The organism is Variovorax sp. CCNWLW225, from assembly GCF_037204045.1.
In the GTDB taxonomy this organism is placed as follows: domain Bacteria; phylum Pseudomonadota; class Gammaproteobacteria; order Burkholderiales; family Burkholderiaceae_C; genus Variovorax.
Genome location: NZ_JBBCBV010000003.1, coordinates 408,766 through 434,405, shown reverse-complemented (window position 1 = coordinate 434,405; position 25,640 = coordinate 408,766). Strand labels below are relative to the sequence as shown.

Sequence of the window (25,640 nt, the reverse complement as noted above, 5' to 3'; positions counted from 1 at the left end):
CGCACCCGCTGGCGGGGTGCCTTGCGCAGCGAAATAAAGGAGGAGGCCGCAGGCCGGGGGACATTCGCGGAGAAAGGCACCCCGTCGGCGGGTGCGCGCCCTGAACCGCAGCGCCCCCAACAAAGCACCAAACGCACGACGCGGCGAACAGAACAGCAAGCCATCAGTGCCCCAGATAAACGTCGATGACCTTCGGGTCCGCCTGCACCTTCTCCATAGGCCCCTCGGCCAGGATCTTTCCCTGGTGCATCACGGTGACCTTGTGCGCAATCTGCTTCACGAACGCCATGTCGTGCTCGATGACGATCACCGCGCGGTTCTGACAAATGCGCTTGAGCAGGTCGGCCGTGAGTTCGCGCTCTCTCGCGCTCATGCCTGCAATGGGCTCGTCGAGCATCAGCAGTTCGGGTTCCTGCATCAGCAGCATGCCGATCTCCAGCCATTGCTTCTGGCCGTGGCTGAGCAGGCCCGCCTCGGTGCGCAGCTTGTCGGCAAGGCCGATGTCTTCGGCCACCGCCTGCACCTTGGCCTTGACCTCGTCATCGCACTTGAAAGCCAGCGCACCCAGCACCGATCGGCCCTTCGGAAAAGACACCTCCAGGTTCTGGAAGACGCTCAGGTTCTCGTAGATCGACGGCGTCTGGAACTTGCGCCCGATGCCCAGCCGCACGCGCTTGTGCTCGGCCATTTTTGTGAGCTCGGTGTTCTTGAACTTGATGCTGCCGCCGCTTGCCCGCGTCTTGCCGCAGATCAGGTCGAGCAGCGTGGTCTTGCCTGCGCCGTTGGGGCCGATGATCACGCGCAGTTCGTTCTTGTCGATGTAGAGCGTCAGGTCGTCGATGGCCTTGAAGCCGTCGAAGGAGACGGTGAGGTCTTCCACGGCGAGCGCGAAGTCGGTGTTGCTCATGCGATGGGCTCCGGTTAGGCGCGTTGGCTGCCGATGCCGTCTGGCAATGCGGGTTCGGTCTGTGGTGCGGGAGATTGCGCAGCTACGGTTGCGGCCGGCGGCTTTACTGCGGCTTCGCGCAACGCCTGGCGGCGCCCCTTCCACCAGGGCCTGATCTTTTCGTCCCACAAGCCCGCCAGGCCCATCGGAAAGGCCATGGTCACGCCGATGAAGAGGCCGGCCATCAGGAACAGCCACAGGTCCGGAAAGCTTTCGGAGAACAGCGTCTTGCCTGCATTCACCAGGAGCGCGCCGTACACGGCACCCACCAGGCTCATGCGGCCGCCCACGGCGCAGAAGATCACCATCTCGATGGAGGGCACGATGCCCACGAAGCTCGGCGACATGAAGCCCACCTGCAGCGCGAACATTGCGCCACCAATACCCGAGAGCCCGGCCGCAAGGCAGAAGATGAAAACCTTGAAGTTCGACACGTCGTAGCCCGAGAAGCGCACCCGGTCTTCCTTGTCGCGCATGGCCAGCAGCAGCGTGCCGAGCTTGCTGGTCTGGATCCAGCGGCACAGCACGATGCTGGCGACCAGCAGGCCCACGCACACGTAGTAGAGGATGTACTTGGCGCCGTCGGTGCGCGTGTCCCAGCCCAGCATCGTCTTCAGGTCGGTCATGCCGTTGACGCCGCCCGTGTAGCCCTGCTGGCCGATGATGAGCACGGTGCAGATCAGCGCCACCGCCTGCGTGATGATGGCAAAGTACACGCCGCCCACGCGGCGCTTGAACATCGCAAAGCTCACGAGCCAGGCGAGCGCCATCGGCGCCAGCACCACCAGCGCCAGGCTCAGGGGCAGGCTCTTGAACGGCAGCCACAGCATGGGCAGCTCGGTGATCTGGTTCCAGTCCATGAAGTCAGGAATGCCGGGTGTCGACTGGATCTTGGTCGTGATCGGGTCCGAGGCTTCGAGCTTGAGAAACATCGCCATCGCATAGCCGCCGATGCCGAAGAACACGCCCTGCCCCAGGCTGAGCACACCTCCGTAGCCCCACACCATCACAAGCCCCACGGCGACGAAGGCGTAGGTGAGGTACTTGCCCACGAGGTTCAGGCGAAAGATGTCGAGCGACAGCGGCAGCACCATCGCCAGCAGCAGCACCAGCAGCAAGAGGCTGCCCAGCTGATAGCGCAGGATCGAGGCCTTGATGAAATTCATCATCGGAACGTTCTCCAGGAAGGAAGCGGGTTCATCAGCGGCGGACTTTCACGGCGAACAGCCCTTGCGGACGCATCATCAGAATCAGCACGATCAGCGAAAGCGTCAGCACCTTGGCCATCGAGCCGGTCATGAAGAATTCCGAGATCGATTGCGTCTGCGCAATGCCGAAGGCGGAAACCACCGTGCCCAGCAAGCTCGCAGCGCCGCCGAAGGTAACGACCAGGAAGGCATCGACGATGTAGAGCGATCCCGAGGTCGGCCCCGTCGAGCCGATGGTGGTGAAGGCCGCGCCCGCCATGCCCGCAATGCCGCAGCCGATGGCGAAGGTCAGGCGGTCGGTCTTCATGGTGTCGATGCCGGTCGCGTTGGCCATGGTGCGGTTGGCCACGGTGGCGCGCACGCGCAGGCCCCAGCGGCTCTTGTGCAGCGCGACGAGCACACCGCCCGTGACCAGCGCGGTGAGCGCCAGCACGAAAAGCCCGTTGATCGGAATGTCCAGGCCTTCATGCGGCGTCCACGAGCCCATGAGCCACTCGGGCAGCGTGGGGCTCACTTCCTTCGGGCCGATGAAGGTGCGAAAGAGCTGCTGCAGCCCCAGGCTCACGCCCCAGGTGGCGAGCAGCGTGTCGAGCGGGCGCTTGTAGAGGTGCCGAATGAGCACCCACTCCACGATCCATCCGACGATGAAGGCGAACACGAAGGCCAGGCCGATCGCGATCGGAAAGTAGTACGGCATGAAAGCCGGCGCCAGGCTTTCGGTGACGCGCGCGGCCAGGTAGATCGAATAGGCGCCGATGGTCATGAACTCGCCATGCGCCATGTTGATGACACCCATCTGGCCGAAGATGATCGCGAGCCCCAGGCCCATGAGCAGCAGCACCGCGAAGAGGCTCAGCCCCGCGAAGCCCTGCATGAGGCCGATGTTCATCATGTCCGACAGAGTCATGAAGGATTCCTGTGTTGGCTGTTGGCTCCTTCCCCCTCTGGGGGAAGGTTGGGATGGGGGCAGGCAGGGCGTGCCCAGTGGCAACGCCGCTTGCCCCCACCCCTGCCCTCCCCCAGCGGGGGAGGGAGAAAGGCAAAGACTTACTGATAGCCCTTCGGAAACGGATCCGGCTTGATCAGCTCGCTCGACTCCGCCACCACCTTGAACGTCCCGTCCAGCTGCCCCTGCCCGATGCGTGCCTTGCTCCACAGGTGGTGGTTCGCATCCAGTTTCACATAGCCTTCGGGCGCGGTCTTCAGTTCGATGCCCGGCGAGCTGGCCACGACCTTGTCCACGTCGAAGCTGCCGGCCTTTTCCACAGCCGCTTTCCAGAGCCACGGCCCCAGGTAGCCCGCCTGGGTAACGTCGCCGATCACCGCGTCCTTGCCGTACTTGCCCTTGAAGGCCTCCACGAACTTCTTGTTGTTCGGGTTGTCCAGCGACTGGAAGTACTTCATCGACGAATAGAAGCCAGCGAAGTTTTCGCCGCCTACGCCGGTCATTTCGTCTTCGGTGACGGCCAGCGTCAGCAGAAACTGCTTGTCGCCCGTGATGCCCGCGGCCTTGAGCTGCTTGTAGAAGGCCACGTTCGAGCCGCCCACCACCGCCGCGAAGATGCAGTCGGGCTTGGCGACCTTGATCTTGTTGATCAGCGAGTTGAAGTTGGTGTGGCCCAGCGGGTAGTACTCCTCGCCCTTGACCGAGCCCTTCTGGAAGTTCTCGATGTGCTTGCGCGCGATCTTCATCGAGGTGCGCGGCCAGATGTAGTCGGAGCCGACGAGGAAGAAGGTCTTGGCCTTCTTCTCCTTCGCGCCCCAGTCCAGGCCCCAGATGATCTGCTGCGTGGCTTCCTGGCCCGTGTAGATCACGTTCTTGCTCTGCTCCAGGCCTTCGTAGAAGGTCGGGTAGTACAACAGGCCGTTCTCTTTTTCGAACACCGGCAGCACGGCCTTGCGCGAGGCGCTGGTCCAGCAGCCGAACACCGCGGCGCAGTGGTCGTTGACCAAGAGCTTCTTCGACTTTTCGGCAAAGGTCGGCCAGTCGGAAGCACCGTCTTCCTTGATGACCTTGATCTTGCGGCCGAGGATGCCGCCCATCGCGTTGATCTGGTCGATGGCGAGCTGCTCGGCCTGGATGGAGCCGGTCTCCGAAATGGCCATGGTGCCGGATGACGAGTGCAGCTGGCCCACCGTCACTTCGGTGTCGGTCACCGCGAGCTTGGTGGTGTTGACCTTGGCCGTGGGGAACTGCGACTGGCCGAAGCTCAGGCCGCTCAGGCCCATCACGGGCAGCGCGGCGGCGCCCTGCAGCAAACGGCGGCGGCGCAATGCCAGGGCATCGAGAGAAGGATCGGAATCACGCGACATCAGGAACTCCAGGCGGGTTGAAAAATGAACTGGCCGCGCACCATCACAGTGCATCGGACGGTGCCTCGAGCACCATGGCTGGTACTTTAGAAATCACTTGCGCCGCCGCGAATACGTCATTCAACGTAGCGGCCACGCGCCCCCGGGCCTGCAGACTTGCAAGCCGCGCAAAGGGCGCAAGGCACGCAGGGAGCGCTTCTTGCTCTGCTGCCTTCCATGCCGCCGCCCTCGCCCTTGCCGCAAGACCCCACCATGCAACCCGTCACCGGCCAGAAGATCTTTCGCATCCGCCGCGACTACAACGCGTGGGTGGCGAACGAAACGCTGGAGGACTACGCGCTGCGCTACACGCCGCGCAGCTTTCGCAAATGGTCGGAGTTCCGCGTTGCCAATGCGGCCTTCGGCGCCACCTCGTTCCTGGCGCTGGAAGCCATTGGCGGGGCCATTGCACTGAACTATGGTTTCTCGAACGCGCTGTGGGCCATCCTGGTGGTGGGGCTCATCACCTTTCTCACCGGCCTGCCGATTTCGTACTACGCGGCCAAGCACGGCGTGGACATGGACCTTCTCACGCGCGGCGCGGGCTTCGGCTACCTGGGCTCCACCCTCACCTCGCTCATCTACGCGAGCTTCACTTTCATCTTCTTTGCGCTGGAGGCGGCCATCCTCGCGCTGGCGCTGCAGCTCTACCTCGACTGGCCGTTGCCGCTGCTCTACCTGCTCTCATCGATCGTGATCGTGCCGCTGGTCATGCGCGGCATCACACTCATCTCGGGCCTGCAGCTGTGGACGCAGCCGATCTGGATCGTGCTGTTCGTCTGCCCCTTCATCGCGGTGCTGGTCAAGAAGCCCGAGCTGTATGCCGACTTCACCGGCCTGGTGGGCCGCACCTCCGACAGCAGCGGCTTCGACCCGCTGATGTTCGGCGCCGCCGCCACCGTGACGTTCTCGCTGGTGGTGCAGATCGGCGAGCAGGTCGACTACCTGCGCTTTCTGCCCGAGAAGACGGCCGCCAACCGGGGCCGCTGGTGGGCCGCGGTGCTGGTGTCGGGGCCGGGCTGGATCGTGCCGGGCATGCTCAAGATGATGGGCGGCGCGTTCCTGGCCTTTCTTGCGCTTCAGCACGAGATTCCGGGCAAGCACGCCATCGAGCCCACGCTGATGTACCTCACGGGCTTTTCGTACGTGCTGCGCGACCCGGCCTGGGTGCTGGCAATCACCACGCTGTTCGTGGTGGTGTCGCAGATGAAGATCAACCTCACCAACGCCTATGCGGGCTCGCTGGCATGGTCCAACTTCTTTGCGCGGCTCACGCACAGCCACCCGGGGCGCGTGGTGTGGCTGGTGTTCAACGTCGTCATCGCCATCTTGCTGATGACGCTGGGCGTGTTCGCGGCGCTGGAGCACGTGCTGGGCTTCTACAGCAACATCGCCATCGCATGGGTCGGTGCACTGGTGGCCGATCTGGTCATCAACAAACCGCTGGGCTGGAGCCCTCGCACCATCGAGTTCAAGCGCGCGCACCTGTACGACATCAACCCGGTCGGCCTGGGTGCGATGCTGGTGGCTGCCGCGCTCGCCATGCTGGCCTACTCCGGCGTGCTGGGCCAGTGGGCCCGCGCGTTCTCTCCGTTCATCGCGCTGGCAACGGCGCTGGTCGTTTCACCGCTGCTCGCCTGGCGCACGCGCGGGCGCTACTACCTGGCGCGCACCGACATCCGACGCTGGACACCGGGGCAGATGGTCAAGTGCTCGGTGTGCGACAACAGCTTCGAGTCCGAAGACATGGCGCATTGCCCCGCCTACAGCGCGCCGATCTGTTCACTGTGCTGCACGCTCGAATCGCGCTGCCACGACCGTTGCAAGACCGACTCGCGCGCGGCCGAGCAGATGAGCGGCTGGCTCAAGGCGCTGCTGCCGCCGGCGCTGTCGGGCCGGCTCAACTTTCGCGTGGCGCACTACCTGATGGTGGCAACCTCGCTGGTGGCGCTGCTGGCCACGGTGATGGGCGTGGTGTATGCGCAAGAAACCATCACGGGCTCCGATGCCACGGACCCCGCCTTGCGCAGCGCTTTTCTCAAGGTGTTTGCGCTGCTCTCGCTGGTGGCGGCCGTGGCGGCGTGGTGGATCGTGCTGGGCAGCGAGAGCCGGCAAATGGCGCAAGAGGAATCGAACCGCCATAACCACCTGCTCACCGTCGAGATCGAGGCGCACCAGCGCACCGATGCCGCGCTACAGACCGCCAAGGAAGCCGCCGAGGCGGCCAACCAGGCCAAGACCCGCTACGTGGCCGGCATGACGCATGAGCTGCGAACGCCGCTCAACAGCATCCTGGGCTACTCGCAGATCCTGCTCAAGGGCGAGGCCGTAGCGCCGCCGCGCGAAGCGGTGCAAACCATCCAGCGCAGCGGCGAGCACATGCTCGGGCTGATCGATGGGCTGCTCGACCTGGCGCGCATCGAGGCGGGCCGCCTGCAACTGGAGCCCGCGCCGCTCGCGCTGCCCGCCTTTCTCGACGAGGTGGTGCACATGGTGCGGCCGCAGGCGGAGAACAAGGGCCTTGCCTTCGTGTACACCCACAGCGGCCGGCTGCCGCCCTGGGTGCATGCCGACGCCAAGCGGCTGCGGCAGATTCTCATCAACCTGCTGGCCAATGCGGTGCGCTTTACCGACAGCGGCACGGTCACGCTGCATGTGGATGCACGGCGCGAAGTGCTGCGCTTCGACGTGGTCGACACCGGCATCGGCGTGGCGCCGCAGGACCACCAGCGCATCTTCCTGCCGTTCGAACGCGGGGCCGCGGGGCGCCGGCGCGGCGAGCCGGGCACGGGCCTTGGCCTCACCATCACCGGCCTTCTTACGTCGCTGATGGGCGGCGAACTGGCCCTTGCCGCCACGTCGCCCGCGGGCAGCACCTTCAGCGTGCGGGTGTACCTGCGCGAAGTGGCCGACCCCGGCCCGCAAGCAAAGGCCGGCGCATTGCGGCGGCTGGTGTCGGGCTACATCGGCGAGCGCCGCACGCTGCTGGTGGTCGACGACCAGCCGGTGCAGCGGCAGATGCTGGCCGGCATGCTGGTGCCGCTGGGCTTCGAGGTGCGCGAGGCCGCGAGCGGCACCGAGTGCCTCGACAGCCTGCGCGAAAACCTGCCCAGCGCGATTCTCCTGGACCTCACCATGGACGACATGGACGGCTGGCAGACCGCGACGCTGGTGCGCGCCTCGGGCTTCGACCGCATTCCGATCATCATCGTCTCGGCCAACATGTTCGAGAACCAGAGCGAGCTGCTGCGCGCCGCGGGCTGCCAGGCGTTCGTGGGCAAGCCGGTCATCGAATCGGAGCTGATTGCCACGCTGGAGCGCCACCTCGGACTCGAATGGCTGGCGCTCAACGACGCCATGCCGCCGACGGTCGATGTTTCGGTGCGGCCCGATCAGTTGGCCCTTTCCGAAGACGACCGCGCCGAGCTGATGCGGCTGGTGCAGATGGGCCACGTGCGCGGCCTGCACCAGGTGCTCGACCGGCTCGCCGCGGCGTCTCCGCCGGCCGCCGTGACCTGCACCTGGCTGCGCGGCATGGTCACGCGTTTCGATCTCGACAATCTCCGCAAGGCACTCGCAGAAGATGCAAACACCCTCGCTCCTTGAAGCCGAACGCCCCGTGGTGCTGGTGGTGGACGACGCCCCCAGCAGCTTGGGCATGCTGTGCGACACGCTCGAGTCGAGCGGCTACACCGTGCTGGTTGCCGCCGATGGCGAGGCCGCGCTGCAGCGCCTGGAACTGGTGGTGCCCGACGCCATCCTGCTCGACGGCATGATGCCCGGCCTTTCGGGCTTCGAGACCTGCCGGCGCATCAAGGCCAATGCGGCGCTCGCGCACATTCCCGTGCTGTTCATGACGGGGCTTTCGGAAACGGCGCACGTGGTCGAGGGCTTCGAGTGCGGCGGCGTCGACTACGTGGTGAAACCCATCCGCGCGCAGGAAGTGCTCGCGCGGCTGCACACGCATACGCGCAATGCACGCATCACGCGCATGGCGCGCGACGCTGTCGACGTGGCCGGCATGGGCGTGGTCTTTGTCGATGCGCACGGTCGCGTCGCGTGGCGCTCGCCCCAGGCCGCGCTATGGCTGCACGCGATGGATGCGCCGCCGGCACCGGGCCTGCTTCCCGCTTCGCTGAACCCGGTTCTCGTGCCCAGCGCCGCAATAACCGTCATGACCGCGGCCGGCACGCGGCTGTCGGTGCGCAACCTGGGCGCCGCGGCGCTCGGCGAAACGATGCTTCTCTTTGCCGTGCAGCGCGAAGGTGCCGGCGGTGCGCCTTCGGCGCGCCTTGCCGAAGCGGCCCTGACGCCGCGAGAGACCGAGGTGCTGTCGTGGCTTGCCAAGGGCAAGACCAACCGCGACATCGGCGAAATCCTCGGCACCAGCCCGCGCACGGTCAACAAGCACCTCGAGCACATCTTCGAGAAGCTTGGCGTCGAGACGCGCGCCGCCGCTGCGGCGTTGGCGAGCGGGCAGCTCGCTTGAAAAAGGCCGGCAGCGCCATCGCATTGCCGGCCCCTGTTTGCAGCAGGCTACCTCTTGGGCGCCGGCGTTGCGGGCACCGCAGGCGTCGTGGTGGTGCTGCCCGACTTGGAAGCCGGCACGGCCGGTGTCGCGGGCGTCGCGGACATCGTCGATGACGTAGACGAAGAAGACTGCGGCGACGGCGTAGCCGGTGTTGCAGGCGTGGCCGGCGTGGTGGCTGTTGTGCCGGTGCCCGGAGTGGCAGGCGTTGCGGGTGTCGCGGGCGTTGCGGCATTGGCCGATGCATTGGAGCCGCTGGTCGCGCCTGCGCCATTGCCGTTCGCACCTGCGGCCGCGCCTACGCCGGCACTGCCGCCACCGCTTCCGCTACCGCCACCCGAACCTCCGCCACCGCCACCGCCACCGCCACCACCCCCGCCGCCCGCAGCCAAGGCAAGCGGTGCAACGCAGGCGCCCATGACGATTGCCACGAGGGCCGGTGTAATACGTTGTTTCAGCTTCATCGAGTGCTCCTTGTTGATGTTTCGACGAAGCCAAGCTAGACGAGGCAGAAAGCCGCTCATGTAGTCAAAAGTCATCATGGTGGGCCGGTCCAGTCGGTCGAAGCCGCCGGCCAGGCGCCCACCTCGGTACTTACCCCGAAGGTGCTGAAGGCTGATTGACAGCCTTGCTGCCTACGATGAACCTGAACCACTCAGGAGACACCATGAAGACCCAGCCTTTCTCGTTCAATCGCCTGACCCGCCGCACTGCCCTGCTGGCGGCTGCGGCCGTTCTTGCCGGATGCGGCAGCCTCGGCGGCCAGGCACCCGCCGGCGGCGACATCCACGTGATGACCTCGGGCGGCTTCACGGCCGCGTACAACGACCTTCGCCCGGGCTTCGAGCGCAGCAGCGGCCGCACGGTCAAGACCGCGTATGGCGCCTCCATGGGCAACGCGGAAGATTCGATCCCGAGCCGGCTCTCGCGCAACGAACCGGCCGACGTGGTGATCCTCGCGCGGCCCGCGCTCGACGCGCTGGTGGCGCAAGGCAAGGTGGTGCCGGGGAGCCAGGTCGACCTGGTGCGCTCGTCCATCGGCTTTGCGGTGCGCAAGGGCGCGCCCAAGCCCGACATCTCGACCGTGGACGCGCTCAAGCGCACGCTGCTGGCGGCGCCTTCCATCGCCTACTCGGCCAGTGCAAGCGGCACCTACTACGAGACGGAGCTGCTCAAGAAGCTCGGCATCGAAGACCAGGTCAAGCCCAAGAGCAAGCGCATCCTGAGCGAGCGCGTGGGCACCGTGGTGGCACGCGGCGACGCGGCGCTGGGCTTGCAGCAGGTGAGCGAGCTGCTCCCCATCGAAGGCATCGACTACATCGGCCCGCTGCCCGCGGAAGTGCAGCGCGTCACGGTGTTCTCGGCCGGCGTGGCCACGGCATCGAAGCAGCCCGATGCGGCACGCCAGCTCATTCGCTACCTCAACGCGCCCGCGGCAGCGCCGACCATCGCAAAGACCGGACTGGAGCCGATAACGGCACGCTGACGCATCGAAGCGGGTCAGTAAACTGGCGTACATCATCTTCCTGCAACGATGGACGCCATGACCCAGCCGCAACACGCCATTGCACCCGCTCTTGTTTCCGCCTTCGCGCCCGGCGGCACGCTGCGCGCGTCAATCAACCTGGGCAACCCGATTCTTGCGAACAAGGACGCGGCCACGGGCGAACCGGTGGGCGTCTCGATCGATCTCGCACGCGAGTTCGCACGGCGGCTTGGCGTGGGCGTGGAGCTCGTGGTGTTCGAAAAGGCGGCGGCGTCGGTCGATGCGGTGAAGAACGAGAAGGCCGACATCGGCTTCTTCGCCATCGACCCCGCGCGCAGCGAAGGGTTGCTCTTCACTGCGCCCTATGTGCTGATCGAAGGCAGCTACCTCGTGCGTGACTCGTCGGAGCTCACCGGCAACGAGCAAGTCGATCGCGCGGGTCATCGCATTTCAGTCGGTGCGGGCAGCGCCTATGACCTGTTCCTCACGCGCGAGATCAAAGAGGCCGAGATCGTCCGGCTCCAGGGCGCGGCCGCTGCGTTGGCGGCACTGCGCTCGGGTGCGGTCGAAGTGGCGGCCGGCATTCGCCAGCTGCTCGAAGGCGAGGCACAGCGCGAACCAGGCGTGCGCGTGCTGCCCGGCCGCTTCATGGTGATCCAGCAGGCCATGGGCACGCCCGCGAGCCGCGGTGCCGAGGCGCAGGCGCTGCTGGCGGCTTTTGTCGAGGAGATGAAGGCCAGCGGTTTTGTCGCCGATGCACTGGCGCGCCATCGCATCGAAGGTGCGATCGTGGCGCCTGCCTCCACTGGAGCGGCTCTGTAGTTTTCTTAGCGCTGTTGTTCAGGGCTTGTGCAAGGGCCACCGGGTACTCCCCTCCGCGAATGTCCCCCGGCTTCGCCTCCTCCTTTATTTCGCTGCGGGGAGCACCCGATGCCCTGTGCACTTGGGCACGCTCTGGGTGTACCGCTGATCAACGATCGCTCTATGCAACGCGCCCGCTGGCGGGGTGCCTTGCGCAGCGAAATAAAGGAGGAGGCCGCAGGCCGGGGGACATTCGCGGAGAAAGGTACCCCGTCGGCGGGTGCCCGCCCTGAATGAACCCGAACCCGCGCCCTCTCCCTTCAACGCAAGCGCAAGCGCCGCATTACAGCTTGTACGCCTCCACCGGCCCCTGCGAATAGAACAGGAAATAGCCTGTCTCGGTCTTGAAGCTGTTCTTCTGCCACCCCGGCGGCACCTTGAAGATGGCGAGCTGGTCGCTCGATACGCCGACGAAGGCGGTGTTCTCGGTGTCGGTGGTGATCCTGCGCCAGGCCTCGCGCGTCACCGGCTGCATCTGCATCTTGGGTTCGCTCCACTCGGGCGTTCGAACCTTGTCGCGCATGATGTAGCGGCCGCCCTGCCGCTCGATCTTCACCAGCTCTTTCAGCGCGCCGTTCTTCTTCACGGCATAAACGCCGACCAGCTCCGCCTCCGGCCCACCGCCCGCGCCGCAGCCTGACAACAACAGCAGTGCAGACACGCCGGCCGCAAGGTAGCTCAATGCTTTCTTCATGGTGCTGCCCCTCAGCGCTTCTGGTTCTCGCGCAGCTTCAGGCTGCCCTGGTAGCGCAGCGCATGCGGGTAGTCTTCCTTGCCGCCGGCATCCTGCGCCATCATCTTCTGCTGGCTTGCCTCCGTCTTGGCCAGGAGTGTCGACGGCAGGTTGATCACGCCCTTGATCTGGTCGTACTGCCCCTGCGTGATGCGCCCCACCGACAGCAGCCGGAATGCGTCCCGCTCGATGTTGAGCAGCAGCGGCTTGTTGTCGGCAAAGTTCTGCGCCTTCGCCAGCAAGTCGCTCCACGACTGCGTGCTGTAGTTGCTCACGTAGTAGTCCTGCCCGGTCGGCCCGGCAAGCACCGCGGTGCAGCCCGGAAGCTCCAGCTGCGTGGTGCTGGTCGCCATGACAAAGGTCTTGCGCTGCTCCATCGCATCGCCATAGGCCAGCGTCACCGGAATGGTCCATGACGACGCCGGATAGGCGTTCTGGTTGGGGAACGGCTCCTGGGCGATCGACACGAAGGTGCGGTCGCCCGCGCATTGCGCGTCCACGGTCAAAAGCGGCACGCCGGTCTGCCGGATGAAGCTGTCGCCGATGTCGGCCACCCTCTTGCCGCCACTGGCTTTCTCAATGGAGTTCCACAGCCGCGAGGGCGTGGCATTGCCGAATGCGTAGTCCTTCAAGTAGATCTGCAAGCCCTTCTGCATCGCTTCTTCGCCGATGTAGTTCTGCACCATCTCCAGCACGTGGCTGCCCTTGTTGTAGACGAAGATCGAAGGGCTGATGAAGCCGAACGAACCCGCGTCGTTGAGGTTGCGCTGCACCGGCACCGCCGTGTCCTTCAGGTCGGCCACGATCACGCTGTGCTTGTCGAGCACGTAGTCGGAGAAGCTGTAGTAGTTCGGGTGAAACTTGATCGTGGTGCGGCGGTCGAACCAGCGCGCGAACGATTCGTTGAGCCACACGTTGTCCCACCAGTCGAGCGTGACCAGGTCGCCGAACCACTGGTGCGCAATTTCGTGCGTGACCACCGTCACCGAATACAGCGTGGGCGTGTCGCCCGGCTTGGTGAGCACGCGGTCGGCAAACTCGAAGATCGAGCCCCAGTTCTCCATGCCGCCGAAGCCGGTGTTCGGCTTGTTGTCGTAGCTGTCGTTGGCCGCCACGGTGTCGAACTTCTTGAACGGCAGCGGAATGCCGGTGTAGTTGTAGTAGTAGTCCATGGCCACCTTGGTCCACTCCATGGCAAAGGTGGCCCAGGTGGAACGGCCCGGCGGCGTGAACCAGCGCAGCGGCATCTCGCTGCCGTCCAGCGGGTTCTTGAAGGTGTCCGAGAGAATGTCGAACTTGCCGCCGCCGAAGAAGGCCAGATACATCGGCATGGAAGGCGTCTTCTCGAACGCCACCTGCTGGTAGCCGTCGGGCAGCTTGACGGCCGACTTCTGCGCGGCATTCGACACCGTTTGCCAGTCGCCGGGCACCTCGGCCGAAATCTCGAAGGTATGGCGAAACGCCGGCTCGTCCCAACCCGGGAACCATTGCCGCGCAAAGTTGGTTTCGCCCTGCGTCACGATGGCGTCGCTGCTCACGCCCTCAGGCGTGGAAAGGCCCACCTTGAAGATGCCGGTTGCCGCCGAGCAGAACGGGTTGCGCGCCATCTCGTCGGGCGGACAGTACTCCGCGTCGGAGAACTGGATCTTGCCGTCCCACTCCATGTGCAGCAGGTACTTGCCCTTGGCAATCTGCCCGTCGTTGCGCCGCAGCTGGACGAAGTCGCCCAGCGTCTGCGGCGTGGGCACCAGCGCAATCACCTCGGAGGGATTCGACAGCTTGCGCAAGGTGGTGCGGCCGTTGGCAAACTTCAGGTTGTGCGCGGCCACCACGATGGCGTCTACCGGCTTGAGCACTTCTATCTCCACGTCGCCGCGCCCCACAAAGGTCTTGAGCGCGGCATCGGGCCTGAACCAGAGCTTGTAGTTGATGGGCCAGACGGTATCGGGCAACTCCATCGGCTTCACGGAGCGGTCGACCTGGGCCAGCGCCGCATCGGGCGCGAGAGCGGGTCCGTCGTCGGGCGCCTTGGGCGACGCCGCACTGTCTGCCGATGGCCCCGGGGCACTCAGTGCTGTGCCTCCCAAGGAGGATTCGCCGCCGCCTCCTCCGCCGCCGCAGGCTGCCAGCGCGGCAAGAGTCACGGCGGTAATGGCAAGGTTGTTGACGACTGGCTTGACAAGTTTCTTCATGATGATCGCCTCTTGGTAAAGACAGGCACCGCCCCGCACCTACCGGCGGATAGCCGGCCGTGCGCGAGCGCGCGCGGTGATGAATGGAATGGAATGGAACTGAACATCGAACGAACAGGCAGCACCGCGCCCTCCCGGCGAACGAAACGTTCGCAGGAAAACGCGGGCAACGCCGAGCCACACCGCGGTCAGGCAGGTGGTCCCAGGATGCGAGGGACGAGGGGTTCCATTCCCGTCGATGCGCGAGGGCGATGGAAGGCTGTGCGGGCCGAGCCTGAATGCTCGAGAAGGTGGCCTAGCGCGCGCGCGTCAACGCTGCGTTTTCAGCGGCGTGGCTGGCGGTGTGTTCTATCTCGCGCTCGACCACGTATTCACTTGCCGCGAAGGCGTGAAATCGGAGTTGCGACGGCAAGTTCTTGTGGGCTGTTATGAATAGCTTCACGTGCGCTCTCCCTCCTTGGAAGTGCGAACATTTTTAGCTGATCGAATGCAACAGCGTCAACGAAGTACGGAACTTTTCCCTCTCAAAATGTTCGCGCGCCATACGACAAAGGGAGTCATTGAACGCATGCAAGCAATGCACTACGAAGATGGTTCCTTCTTCTTTTTGCAAGCGCTTGGCCGGCGGCGAAAACCGGCGCATGCCATGTGACCATGCAGCCACAGATGCATGCATTCATTGCGGCGTTAAAGCCAGAGTGCGTCTTGCAATTGCCGCGCGGTCCAGCGCCTGGGCTGCCGCGGCCACTCTTCGAGCAACGCCGACATCCTTGCGTTGCGCGGCGCTTCCATGTCCTGGTCGTGCGCAAGCCGCACGACCTCTCCGCTGAGCGCATCGATTTCGGTGCGCCGCCCGAGTGCCAGGTCGTCCGCCATGCTGGAGCGTGCCTTGGCATCGATGCGCAGCATGCGCGCCGCAACGATGCGAAACAGCCAGTCGGGCAGCCGCAGCACTGTGGAGAGCCGCCGCGCCGGTACCGCGGCCACCTGTGCGGGCGCAATGCCGGCGCTGCCGAGCACACCCAGCGCCTCATCGATCAGCGCGGCAAAGCAGCACCGGTAGCCGCGCTGCAGCAGCTCATCGCGCAGCGGCAGGCCCGAGAGCGCGTTGACGGGATTGTTGAGATTGAGCAGCAGCTTGCCCCATTGCACGGGCAGCAGGTCGGCGTACAGGTCGATGGGTATGCCGGCACGCTCGAACACCGGCAGCCAGGGCCGCAGAGCCGCGTCGTCCTTTGCGGCCAGCCGCCCTGCCGTGCCCCGATGGAAGGCGCCCGGCCCCGTTTCCGCCACGTTGTAGGGCACCATGCCGGGCAGCAAGCCGAGCGTGGGGCCGGCCTTCGATGCCTCTGTGCAATTGGAAATGCCGTTCTGCAGCGAGACGACCGTGGTGCCCGCGGGCAGCGCAAAGGCAAGCTCGGCGGCCGCCTCGGCCGTGGCTCCGCTCTTCACGCACAACAGAACCAGCGCCGGCGTGGCACCGACAGGCACCTGGTCACTCAGGCGCAGGCTGGCAGCAGGCAAGCGGTGCGAGCCGCCTTCCAGATCGCTGAGCGCAAGGCCGTGCGCCGCAAGGCTTTGCAGCACGCGCGGGCGGCCGACAAAAGTAACCGGAACACCGGCCGCGGCAAGGCTGCCGCCGATGAAGCAACCGATGGTGCCCGCTCCCATCACCAGCACTTCGCCGGGAGGGGAGCCGAGCACCTCGGTGGCGGCCATCAGGTGCGTTCCGCCACCCAGGCTTGCACCGACTGGAGCGCTGCGGGCAGGCCCGCGGCATCGGTGCCGCCGGCCATGGCCATGTCGGCCTTGCCGCCGCCCTTGCCGCCCACTTGCTGCGCAACAAAGTTGACCAGCTCGCCGGCCTTGACCTTGCCCACGGTGTCGTTGGTCACGCCCGCGGCCACCTGCACCTTGGCGCCGTCGGCCGCGGCCAGCACAATGACCGCGGTCTTGAGCTTGTCCTTGAGCTTGTCCATGGTGTCGCGCAGCGTCTTGGCGTCGGCGCCATCGAGCTTGGCAGCCAGCACCTTGATGCCGTTCACGTCGATGGCCTGCGACACGAGTTCGTCGCCCTTGGACGAAGCGAGCTTGCCCTTGAGCGCGCCCACTTCGCGCTCCAGCGCCCTCACCTGCTCCAGCACCTGCGTGAGCCGGCCCTGCAGCTCGGCGGTGGGCGACTTGAGCGTGGCGGCCACGCTCTGCACGGTCGATTCGAGGTCTTGCAGGTAGCTGAGTGCATTGGCGCCCGTAACCGCTTCGATACGGCGCACGCCGGCAGCCACGCCACCTTCGCTCACGATCTTGAAAATGCCGATGTCGCCCGTGCGGCCCACATGCGTGCCGCCGCAAAGCTCACGGCTGGTGCCGATGTCGAGCACGCGCACGCTCTCGCCGTACTTTTCGCCGAACAGCATCATGGCGCCGGTCTTCTGGGCCGACTCCATGTCCATCACGCGGGCGTGCGTCTCGGTGTTGGCCAGAATCTCGGCATTCACGCGCTTTTCGATCTCCAGGATCTGGTCGTGCGTGACGGCCGCGTTGTGCGCAAAGTCGAAGCGCGTCTTGTCGGCATCGACCAGCGAACCCTTCTGCTGCACGTGCGTGCCCAGCACTTCGCGCAGGGCCTTGTGCATCAGGTGGGTGACCGAGTGGTTGCGCATGGTGGCCGCGCGGCGCGCGGTGTCGACCGCGGCCTTGACCGTGTCGCCCACTTTCAGCGTGCCCTGCGTTTGCGTGCCATGGTGGCCGAACACGTCGGCCTTGATCTTCTGCGTGTCTTCGACGCCGAACTGCACGCCTTCGGCCACCAGCACGCCCTGGTCGCCGACCTGGCCGCCGCTCTCCGAATAGAACGGCGTGGTGTCGAGCACCACGATGCCCGGCTGGCCTTCTTTCAGCTCTTGCACGGCCGCGCCTTCGAAGTACAGCGCCACCACCTTGGCGGTTTCTTCGAGGTGTTCGTAGCCGGTGAAGACGTTGCCCGCGCCGCCGTATTCGACGTTGCGGTCCATCTTGAACTTGCCGGCCGCACGGCCCGCGGCCTTCTGCTTTTCCATGGCGGCGTTGAAGCCGGCCTCGTCCACGCTCACGCCGCGCTCGCGGCACACGTCGGCCGACAGGTCGAGCGGAAAGCCGTAGGTGTCGTGCAGCTTGAAGGCCACGTCGCCCGGCAGCGTCTTGGCGCCGTTGGCAAGCGCCGCGTCGAGAATTTCCATGCCGTTGGCGAGCGTTTCGAAGAAGCGCTCTTCCTCCGCCTTCAGCGTCTCGGTGATGCGCTTTTCATCGGCCACCAGCTTGGGGTATGCGTCGCCCATCAGCTTGACCAGGTCAGGCACCAGCTTTTGGAAGAACGGCTTCTTCTGGCCGAGCTTGTAGCCATGGCGAATGGCGCGGCGCACGATGCGGCGCTGCACATAGCCGCGGCCTTCGTTCGACGGAATGACGCCGTCGGCCACCAGGAACGAAGTGGCGCGTATATGGTCGGCAATCACGCGCAGCGAGTTGTTCGACAGGTCTTGCGTGCCGGTCTCGCGGCCAGCGGCCTTGATGAGCGCGTCGAAGATGTCGATTTCGTAATTGCTGTGCACGTGCTGCAGGATGGCCGCCAGGCGCTCCAGGCCCATGCCGGTGTCCACGCAGGGCGCCGGCAGCTTCTTGACCGAGCCGTCGGGCTGCATGTCGAACTGCATGAACACGTTGTTCCAGATCTCGATGTAGCGGTCACCGTCTTCATCGGGGCTGCCGGGCGGGCCGCCGGGGATCTCGGGGCCGTGGTCGTAGAAGATCTCGGAGCACGGGCCGCAGGGGCCCGTGTCGGCCATCATCCAGAAGTTGTCGGACATGTAGCGGCCGCCCTTGTTGTCGCCGATGCGCACCACGCGCTCCGGCGGCAGGCCGATTTCTTTCGTCCAGATGTCGTAGGCCTCGTCGTCTTCGATGTAGACCGTGGCCCAGAGCTTTTCGGCCGGCAGCTTGTACACCTCGGTCAGCAGCTCGAACGCCCACTTGAGCGATTCACGCTTGAAGTAATCGCCGAAGCTCCAGTTGCCCAGCATCTCGAAGAAGGTGTGATGGCGCGCGGTGTAGCCCACGTTCTCGAGGTCGTTGTGCTTGCCGCCGGCGCGCAGGCAGGCCTGTACCGAGGCGGCGCGCACGTAGGGGCGCTTGTCCTCGCCCAGGAACACGTCCTTGAACTGAACCATGCCCGAGTTCGTGAACATCAGCGTCGGGTCGTTGCCCGGCACCAGCGAACTCGAGGCCACCACCGTGTGGCCCTTGGAGGCGAAGAAATCGAGAAAGGTCTTGCGGATGTCCGCGACCGTGAATGTGGGCTGGCTCATCTTTGGATTTCGTGTTCTGTCGAGGGCGGCCTGGCGATGGCGACCCTCTCGTCGAACCCACTGCGTCGAACCGACCTAACTGCTTGATTTGCTTGAACAAACGATTATAGGTTTGGCTACCGCCCCGCGCCTTGCCGGGGCCGCAGTCAGCTGGCCGTGGGGAGCGCCGCTACGATGGGCCGGGCCCGGGGAGAACCAAATGCGTTCGGCTTCGTCCTAATGGCTGTTTTCATCCCGACGTGAATCAAGGAGCATGCATGGCAGGTCATGAGGCGCCACACTGGAAGATCGAGGATCTGGAGTTTTCGCGCATTGCGCGCGACGAAGTCCGCCGGGACGAGAATCTTTTCTACCTCGTTGCTTCCGCCTCCTTCATTGAAAGCGGCTCGGACCTCTACACCCAGAACCTGGTCGACTTCTTTCGCGGCGACGACGAGGTGACCGACTGGCTCACCCACCACTGGGAGGCCGAGGAACTGCAGCACGGCAAGGCCCTGCGCGCCTACGTGGCCCATGTGTGGCCCGAGTTCGACTGGGAAGCCGCCTACCGCGGCTTTCTCGAGGAATACGCCACCTACTGCAAAGTGGAGCTGCTTGCCCCCACGCGCGGGCTCGAAATGACGGCACGCTGCGTGGTCGAAACCGGCACCGCCACCTACTACCGCGCCATGGCGCGCAGCACGGACGAACCGGTGCTGCGCGACCTGGCCAGCCGCATTGCGGCTGACGAGGTGAGCCACTACAAGCATTTCTACCGCTTTTTTCGCCGCTACCGCGATGAGGAGCGGCTCAGCCGCTTTCGCGTGCTGGGCACCATCGGCCGGCGCACGCTGGAGCTGAAAAGCGAAGACGCCGATTGCGCCATTCGCCACGTGGTGCGCACTCGGTCGCCCGAGCGCGCCGGCGACACCGCCTTTGTCCAGCAGCTGAGCGCCCGCCTGAGCAGCACCGTGCGCACCAACCTGAGCGCCGGCGCCACCCTCAAGATGCTGATGCGCCCGCTGGAACTGCCGGCCGGGGTGCAAACCATGATCCAGTACCCCATCAGGCAGTTCATGGAGCACGTTTTCCTGCGTTGATGAGGCTGGCGGCCAGCTGCAAGGGGTGAATTCGCTCACAAATTTCAAGAACGCAGATGTATACTTTAGAGGTACTTTGTTGGATTTAGCGAGATGCCTGAATTTGCCCCAAGAAATGCCCGCCTCGAATGGGCGTCGCTGTTCGCCGCCGAATGGACGCGGCTGGCCGGTGGGCGGGCCGATCATGAATTTTTGATCGACCAGGGCCTGAGCCTGGTGCGGGTGGTGGGCGATCGGCAACCCGCCGACGTGGCGCGCCAGCATTTCGAAAACACGCCCGAGCCCGAGCAGCTGGTGCGCGACCCCGAGACCAATTTCACCGCGCTGGCGGCCGAGGTCGGCATCATCAAGCCGGGCGAACGGCTCGACCAGATGCACATCGAATTCGCCCACGGCATTGCCGAACTGTGCGCTGCGGTGGGGGACGGCTACGGCGATTCGGCCTCGGCCAATGCGGGCCGGCACATCAGGGCGCTGTACGGCCCTGTTTGAAGACTCGGCTTCTTTTGCCCTTCAGCCGAGCTTCGGCAGCCCGAAGCCGAACCCGAACACCGGTCCGCTCTTCTTCGCTGGTTTCGCCAGGCCGGGCTCTTCTTGCTCCCGAGGCCCCAGGTCGAGGTCTTCGATCATCTTCTGCAGCTCGACCAGGCCCGCGGCCATCGCGGCCTTGTAGGTCTTCATCGCCCTCGGCTGCTGGCGCAGCACGCTCCAGCCCTGCCCCAGCTCCTCGTCGCCAAGCTCGACCAGGCGCCAGCGATAGGCGCCCTCTTCCACTTCGATGACGGTGACGGCAATGCTCCGGAGCGTTGACATCGCCGGATCGTCGGCGATGCGCAAGCCGCACCGTGTCGGACGAGCGCGGTTTCTCGCTGCTTCGGCATTCTTCAGGCCTTCTTCCGGCCTTCCGGTCAGTCAGATCGGCGCGCCGGATTCCGATTCAGGTGCCGGGCAGCAGCTGCAAACTGGAGCGTTCGGCTGATGGGGAGCGCCGCATCGGATGCATTGCTTTCGGCGCCGCCTGGCTGCCCGCCATGTCGTTGCGGGCCGCATCCGTTCGGTGCGCAACTTCATGATCTCGGCAATGCCGTCTTCGGTGATTGCCGTGACGATGGCGGTCCGCGCCATGTTGAACTTGCCGGATGGGTCGATGGCCGGTGCAATTTCCGCTTCTACCAAGCCAGTGGCCTTGAGAACCGAAACATGCTTGATTTCTTCGGGCCTCACGATCTCGGCAGGCAACTCCACATGCTGGAGCCGCAGCAAGAAGAGCAGGTGCATTTCTTGATCCCCTCAACGAATGCTTTTTGTTGAACCTGAGGGTGCCGGATTGTTTTGAGGCAATGTGACGGTGTCTACATTAGTTGGGCAAAAAAGTCGGGTTTGCGCGGGTGGCGCACCATGCCGAGCCATGAACCCGACATCTCCCGCGGCAGCACCCCGCTCACGAGAGGCCTCATGACCAAAGAAGCGTTCGAACGATCCGCCGCGCCTGGCGGCATGCATCACCGGCTGGCTGCGATGGCCGGCAACTGGGAAGGCCGCTTCCGGCTCTGGTTCGAGCCCGGCAAACCGGCTGATGAATCGGTACAGCGCGGCACCATCCGCCTCGTCGGCCGCGGCCGGTTCCTGCTGCACGAGTACGAGGGCCGTTGCAGCGGCGAGCCTTTCGAAGGTGTCGCGCTATGGAGCTACCACCTCGATGAAGACGCCTTCGAGTGCGCCTGGGGCGAGAGCTTCGGCACCGGCACGTCGATCATGTTCAGCACCGGCCGAGTGGAGGACGGACGCTTCGGCGCGCTGGGCAGCTACGGCACCGGCGCGGGCGGGGAACGCTGGAGCTGGCGCACCGAGGTGTCGCAGCCTGACGCGGAACACCTGGACATCCGCATGTTCAACATCACGCCGGGTGGGGAGGAAGCGCTTGCAGTTGAGGTGAACTACAGGCGGGTGCCTGCATCGTCATCCGACTCAAGTTAAATGGCACTCAGACCGAAGGCAAAGAAGGCCAGCCCAGCAATAAGTGTGAAATATTTCTCAGAAATGGTTCTAACTTATAAGCAAGTAGTGGCGACCGAGTTGCACTTGTAGCTACATTCCGCCGACCAGAAATGGCCGGCATTTCCTGGCAGACCGAAGAACAAGCGCCGGCACTCGGAGACTCGAATGCCCCTCTCGTTCTTGATGCGGCTGCTGCATGCGCGGCTTCCGGTTCGTGTCGCCAATCCGGAGGACGTCAGGCACGTCTCGGTCCTTTTGGCTACCGGTCTGATCGAAGCTGAGATCCAGGCCCTGGAGTCCACCGTCCGCTATGCCACATCACGCGCTGCCACGGTGCTTCGCATCACGGAGGCCGGCTTCACCGAACTCGCAAAGATGGGAGATGCCCGATTTCGTGAGGAAGGGACCGGTTGACCGGGTCTCCAACTTCCCTCTGTAGAATCACGCACTCAGCTCGATAACTCGTAGAAATCAACGGGTTGCCAGATGCGGGTGTAGTTCAATGGTAGAACGGCAGCTTCCCAAGCTTCATACGAGGGTTCGATTCCCTTCACCCGCTCCAAGCGCTGCGCAAACAGCTGAAACTCCGCACGAGTAAGAAGCGCTTTGGCAGCCGCATCTACAGCATGCCCATGCCAAGCAGTGCTGTGCAAGACCCCTACAGTTCATCCCACCTGCATCGCAAGCATTCGCTAGGCCCGGGCCATGCGCAACATGCGGCCCTTCGAGAGAAAGCAGCGCATTCTGCGCTGCTCCTCCGACCCGTACGCCCCGTCATGCAGGAGACAGCCGCCCAGGCCGCAGCCGGGCACCATCGAGGCACTCCCAACGCCCCTCGAAAGACGTCTCTCATGGAATTCGCCTACACGCCCAAGGTCCAGGACCTGCGCACGCGCCTGCTTGCCTTCATGGATGCGCACATCTACCCGAACGAGAAGCGCCAGGCCGAAGAGGCGCATCAGTCGTACCTCAACGCGCAAAAGAACGGCGGCTTCTACACCGGCCTGCCGCTCTTGGAAGAGCTGAAAGAAAAGGCGCGCGCGGCGGGCTTGTGGAACCTGTTCCTGCCCGAGACGGCGCACGGTGCGGGTTTGACGAACCTGGAGTACGCGCCGCTGTGCGAGATCATGGGGCGCCGCTACTGGAGCGCGGAAGCGTTCAACTGCAGTGCGCCGGACACCGGCAATACCGAGGTGATCGAGCGCTATGGTTCGGCCGAGCAGAAGGCGCGCTGGCTGCAGCCGCTGCTCGACGGGCAGATCCGCTCCGCCTTTGCAATGACCGAACCGGCAGTGGCCTCTTCGGATGCCACCAACATCGCGTGCAGCATCCGGCGCGAGGGCAACGAGTACGTGATCAACGGGCGCAAGTGGTACATCACCGGCGCAATGAACGAGCGCTGCAAGCTGTTCATCCTGATGGGCAAGACCGACCCCGACAACGCCGATCGCCATCGGCAGCAGTCGATGATCATCGTGCCCGCGGACACGCCCGGCATCACGGTGCTGCGCGACATGGCCCTGGTCAATCACTTCGATGCGCCGTTCGGCCATCCGGAGGTGCTGTTCGAGAACGTGCGCGTGCCGGTCGACAACATTCTGCTGGGCGAGGGCCGCGGCTTCGAAATTGCGCAGGGCCGCCTTGGCCCGGGGCGCATTCACCACTGCATGCGCATGATCGGCATGGCCGAGTCGGCGCTGGAGATGATGTGCGAACGCGTGGTGTCGCGCGTGGCCTTCGGCAAGCCGCTTTCCGAACAGGGTGTGTGGCGCGAACGCATTGCCACGAGCCGCATGCTGATCGACCAGACGCGCTGGATGGTGCTGCACGCAGCCTGGCGCATGGACACGGTGGGCAACAAGGTGGCGGCGCAGGAGATCGCGATGATCAAGGTGATTGCGCCGAACAACTGCATCCAGGTGATCGACGACGCCATGCAGGCCTTCGGTGCCATGGGCTTGAGCCAGGACACGCTGCTGGTGAACTTCTGGGCCTACGCCCGCCACCTGCGCATGGCCGATGGCCCGGACGAAGTGCACCGCAACGCCATCGCCAAGCACGAGCTCGCGCGCTACGCACGCTGACAACGGCGAGAGCGCTAGCGAATAGCCCTCTCCTGCCCCCTACCCGGCAAGGTCGAAGCAGCACCCCGCGTAATACGGTTTGTCCCCGCCCTCGACAAAGGGCACTTCGATGGGCTTGCCTTCATTGCGCCAGGCATCGCGCCGCTTGTATCCGGCGTTTCTCAACTCGGCCCACAACTCCTCGTCGTGCTGGATGCGGTAGGGGCACACCGCAAAGCCGATGCTGTTGAGCGTGTAGATGGTGCGCTCGGGGTGAACGGCGGTCGTGTTCAGCACGATGCGCTTGGGCTTCACTGCAAGCGACGCAATGATCCTGGAGATCTGTACGGGCAAGTACTGCAGGCTGCCCGATGCATACAGCACGTCGCAGCCGCTCGCATCTTCGTAGTTGGTGGTAAAGCTCAACTGCGCGGTCGCCTCGCGCCGCACGGCCAGCTCGCGCCCGGTTTGCACCACCCCCGGAACATCGCAAACGGTCCAGCGCAGGTTGTCGGGGTAAGGCATCACGCGGCGAAACGCGTAGTACTTGATGCCCACGTGCCCGCCCAGGTCGAACACGCGCGACATGCCCGCGTCGATGGACCTGGAGAGCCAGAAAAGACCCGGATAGTCGTAGAAATAAATCTGGTGGCTGTAGATTTCCCAGGCCGCTTCGGCGTTGTCGTAGCCCACCGCCTTCGAAGGAGGTGCGCCTGCTTCGGCGGCGGCAAAACTCTCGAACGAACCCATGAAAAGGTTCTCGTCCTGGTTGGCCAAAAATTTGCGCTCGTAGTCGCTCGGTGTCAGCGGCATCAGGGTTGAAAGCATGGGTCGGTCTCCTCTTTGTTGTTGTGAAAACGGCTTTATTCCGCCGTCATGTTTGGCGCATCGCCGCGGCGCTTGGCTACGCACATCAATGACAACGCGCTGGTAGGTGCGGACGGGCGCCGGCCGGACAGCACATTGCCCAGACGGTACTTCCATTGCGCGGGCCCCACAACGCCGCTCAGCGCTTCGGCGCCGATCTGGTGGTTGTGCGGATAAACGTGCACATCGAAGCCGAGCGGCTCCAGTGTCGACTTGAAGAACTCCTTCGTGACGCCGTCACCGGGCTGGTGATGGACTTCGGTCCTGAGGCCCCACGACTGCTGGCTGCCGGTCTTGTGAAAGCCATGCCGGATGGCCCGGTAAACCCACAGCCGCGCATCCCACATGAGCTTGGCGATGCCCTTGTAGTCCCACGCGGTAAGCTGCGGATCGTGGTCGGTCACCAAAAGGCCGTGCGGCTTGACGAGCCGGGCGCCCTCGCGCAGCACCGCAGCCATGTCGTCGCAATGGTGCAGCGACGCATTGATGGCGACGATGTCCGCCACGTGCGAGCGAAAAGGCGTGTAGGCCGCATCGGCCAGCACCGCCGTATAGCCCAGTTTTGCCGCCAGTTCCAGCGAGCCGGGGGCGACATCGACGCCCACGAGAAGCCGCGGCTTTCCGCCCACGGTGGCAAAGATGTTCCCGGGTCCGCACCCCAGGTCGATGACGACCTTGTCCGTCCAGTCGCCAGCCGCCGCGAGCCATCGGCTCCTGAAATGCGCATCTCGATGGCAAAAATCGAGGTACTCCTGGGCCCACTGCGGATTGCCAAAATAAGTGGCGTTGGCGGTAATGGCTTCGGTTTTTCGCTCCAATCCAGACTCGTAGTAGACCCCGGATTGCTTCAATTTTGCATTTGGCAATAAGATGTCCCGGAACATTTGGAATCCTTCAAAAGTTGCGACAATCTTGAGACAAGTTATTGCTCAAGAATTACATGAACTCGGGTTCCATGACGGGATTTTTTAACTTGGTTACAAG

The 25,640-nt window shown here is 64.6% G+C and carries 23 protein-coding genes and 1 tRNA gene; 10 read left to right on the top strand and 14 right to left on the bottom strand.

What is annotated here, in order from left to right:
* Positions 1-163: 163 nt before the first annotated feature.
* The 4 genes from urtD to urtA form a co-directional block, all read right to left on the bottom strand.
* Positions 164-907: an urea ABC transporter ATP-binding protein UrtD gene (gene urtD, locus V9L20_RS09680; protein WP_157614443.1), complete on the bottom strand. Its 744-nt coding sequence runs from the start codon at positions 905-907 to the stop codon at positions 164-166.
* A 14-nt stretch (positions 908-921) separates the two neighbouring features.
* A complete protein-coding gene (gene urtC, locus V9L20_RS09675; RefSeq protein ID WP_337296426.1) occupies positions 922-2,112 on the bottom strand; it encodes an urea ABC transporter permease subunit UrtC in 1,191 nt (396 codons plus the stop codon).
* Positions 2,113-2,146: 34 nt separating this feature from the next.
* Positions 2,147-3,061 (bottom strand): urea ABC transporter permease subunit UrtB, encoded by a 915-nt coding sequence (gene urtB, locus V9L20_RS09670; RefSeq protein ID WP_126746926.1) that lies wholly within the window; start codon positions 3,059-3,061, stop codon positions 2,147-2,149.
* A gap of 140 nt (positions 3,062-3,201) precedes the next feature.
* On the bottom strand, positions 3,202-4,467 hold the full coding sequence (gene urtA / locus V9L20_RS09665; RefSeq protein WP_337296421.1) for an urea ABC transporter substrate-binding protein: 1,266 nt from the start codon (positions 4,465-4,467) through the stop codon (positions 3,202-3,204).
* 252 nt (positions 4,468-4,719) lie between these two features.
* On the opposite strand from urtA, the gene V9L20_RS09660 reads away from it, so the two are divergent.
* Together V9L20_RS09660 and V9L20_RS09655 are read left to right on the top strand one after the other, a co-directional pair.
* A complete protein-coding gene (locus tag V9L20_RS09660) occupies positions 4,720-8,112 on the top strand; it encodes a hybrid sensor histidine kinase/response regulator (RefSeq protein WP_337296420.1) in 3,393 nt (1,130 codons plus the stop codon).
* Positions 8,090-8,995 carry a response regulator transcription factor gene (locus tag V9L20_RS09655; protein WP_337296419.1) on the top strand — a complete coding sequence of 302 codons (906 nt, stop codon included), beginning with the start codon at positions 8,090-8,092 and terminating at the stop codon, positions 8,993-8,995. Before V9L20_RS09660 ends, V9L20_RS09655 begins: the two co-directional genes overlap by 23 nt.
* 47 nt (positions 8,996-9,042) lie before the next feature.
* Here the strand turns inward: V9L20_RS09655 and V9L20_RS09650 are convergent, their stop codons facing one another.
* A complete protein-coding gene (locus V9L20_RS09650; protein ID WP_258507120.1) occupies positions 9,043-9,498 on the bottom strand; it encodes a hypothetical protein in 456 nt (151 codons plus the stop codon).
* 203 nt (positions 9,499-9,701) lie between these two features.
* Between V9L20_RS09650 and V9L20_RS09645 the strand changes: the two genes are divergently transcribed.
* The gene (locus tag V9L20_RS09645; protein ID WP_258507121.1) at positions 9,702-10,520 is read left to right on the top strand and encodes a substrate-binding domain-containing protein; all 819 of its coding nucleotides are present in this window, start codon (positions 9,702-9,704) and stop codon (positions 10,518-10,520) included.
* Positions 10,521-10,577: 57 nt separating this feature from the next.
* Entirely contained in the window at positions 10,578-11,342 is a 765-nt protein-coding gene (locus tag V9L20_RS09640; RefSeq protein ID WP_258507122.1) for a transporter substrate-binding domain-containing protein, read from the top strand.
* A gap of 322 nt (positions 11,343-11,664) precedes the next feature.
* On the opposite strand, the gene V9L20_RS09635 is transcribed toward V9L20_RS09640, so the two are convergent.
* From V9L20_RS09635 to alaS, 5 genes are all read right to left on the bottom strand, one after another.
* The gene (locus V9L20_RS09635) at positions 11,665-12,075 is read right to left on the bottom strand and encodes a hypothetical protein (protein WP_337296418.1); all 411 of its coding nucleotides are present in this window, start codon (positions 12,073-12,075) and stop codon (positions 11,665-11,667) included.
* Positions 12,076-12,086: 11 nt separating this feature from the next.
* Positions 12,087-14,306 carry a M1 family metallopeptidase gene (locus V9L20_RS09630; RefSeq protein WP_258507125.1) on the bottom strand — a complete coding sequence of 740 codons (2,220 nt, stop codon included), beginning with the start codon at positions 14,304-14,306 and terminating at the stop codon, positions 12,087-12,089.
* A gap of 295 nt (positions 14,307-14,601) precedes the next feature.
* Positions 14,602-14,748: a hypothetical protein gene (locus V9L20_RS09625; protein ID WP_337296417.1), complete on the bottom strand. Its 147-nt coding sequence runs from the start codon at positions 14,746-14,748 to the stop codon at positions 14,602-14,604.
* Between the two features lie 245 nt (positions 14,749-14,993).
* Positions 14,994-16,025 carry a 2-dehydropantoate 2-reductase gene (locus V9L20_RS09620; protein ID WP_337296416.1) on the bottom strand — a complete coding sequence of 344 codons (1,032 nt, stop codon included), beginning with the start codon at positions 16,023-16,025 and terminating at the stop codon, positions 14,994-14,996.
* Positions 16,025-18,649, bottom strand: a complete 2,625-nt coding sequence (gene alaS, locus V9L20_RS09615) for an alanine--tRNA ligase (protein ID WP_337296415.1) — start codon at positions 18,647-18,649, stop codon at positions 16,025-16,027. Before alaS ends, V9L20_RS09620 begins: the two co-directional genes overlap by 1 nt.
* A gap of 257 nt (positions 18,650-18,906) precedes the next feature.
* Here alaS and V9L20_RS09610 point away from each other — a divergent pair, with 257 nt between their 5' ends.
* On the top strand, positions 18,907-19,728 hold the full coding sequence (locus V9L20_RS09610; protein ID WP_337296414.1) for a ferritin-like domain-containing protein: 822 nt from the start codon (positions 18,907-18,909) through the stop codon (positions 19,726-19,728).
* 93 nt (positions 19,729-19,821) lie between these two features.
* On the top strand, positions 19,822-20,220 hold the full coding sequence (locus V9L20_RS09605; RefSeq protein WP_258507134.1) for a hypothetical protein: 399 nt from the start codon (positions 19,822-19,824) through the stop codon (positions 20,218-20,220).
* Positions 20,221-20,241: 21 nt separating this feature from the next.
* Here the strand turns inward: V9L20_RS09605 and V9L20_RS09600 are convergent, their stop codons facing one another.
* Together V9L20_RS09600 and V9L20_RS09595 are read right to left on the bottom strand one after the other, a co-directional pair.
* On the bottom strand, positions 20,242-20,541 hold the full coding sequence (locus V9L20_RS09600; RefSeq protein ID WP_258507135.1) for a hypothetical protein: 300 nt from the start codon (positions 20,539-20,541) through the stop codon (positions 20,242-20,244).
* A 99-nt stretch (positions 20,542-20,640) separates the two neighbouring features.
* Positions 20,641-21,006 (bottom strand): hypothetical protein, encoded by a 366-nt coding sequence (locus tag V9L20_RS09595; protein ID WP_337296413.1) that lies wholly within the window; start codon positions 21,004-21,006, stop codon positions 20,641-20,643.
* Positions 21,007-21,183: 177 nt separating this feature from the next.
* Here V9L20_RS09595 and V9L20_RS09590 point away from each other — a divergent pair, with 177 nt between their 5' ends.
* The 4 genes from V9L20_RS09590 to V9L20_RS09575 all read left to right on the top strand — a co-directional run bounded on the left by V9L20_RS09590 (position 21,184) and on the right by V9L20_RS09575 (position 23,810).
* Complete coding sequence (locus tag V9L20_RS09590) at positions 21,184-21,705, top strand: DUF1579 family protein (protein WP_337296412.1); 522 nt, start codon at positions 21,184-21,186, stop codon at positions 21,703-21,705.
* Positions 21,706-21,891: 186 nt separating this feature from the next.
* On the top strand, positions 21,892-22,140 hold the full coding sequence (locus tag V9L20_RS09585) for a hypothetical protein (protein WP_258507139.1): 249 nt from the start codon (positions 21,892-21,894) through the stop codon (positions 22,138-22,140).
* Between the two features lie 74 nt (positions 22,141-22,214).
* Positions 22,215-22,288 (top strand) — tRNA-Gly (locus V9L20_RS09580).
* 289 nt (positions 22,289-22,577) lie between these two features.
* Positions 22,578-23,810 (top strand): acyl-CoA dehydrogenase family protein, encoded by a 1,233-nt coding sequence (locus V9L20_RS09575; protein ID WP_337296411.1) that lies wholly within the window; start codon positions 22,578-22,580, stop codon positions 23,808-23,810.
* A 39-nt stretch (positions 23,811-23,849) separates the two neighbouring features.
* Here V9L20_RS09575 and V9L20_RS09570 read toward each other — a convergent pair whose 3' ends face one another.
* Complete coding sequence (locus V9L20_RS09570; protein ID WP_337296410.1) at positions 23,850-24,617, bottom strand: TIGR04325 family methyltransferase; 768 nt, start codon at positions 24,615-24,617, stop codon at positions 23,850-23,852.
* A 35-nt stretch (positions 24,618-24,652) separates the two neighbouring features.
* Positions 24,653-25,540: a class I SAM-dependent methyltransferase gene (locus V9L20_RS09565; RefSeq protein ID WP_337296409.1), complete on the bottom strand. Its 888-nt coding sequence runs from the start codon at positions 25,538-25,540 to the stop codon at positions 24,653-24,655.
* Positions 25,541-25,640 lie beyond the last annotated feature (100 nt).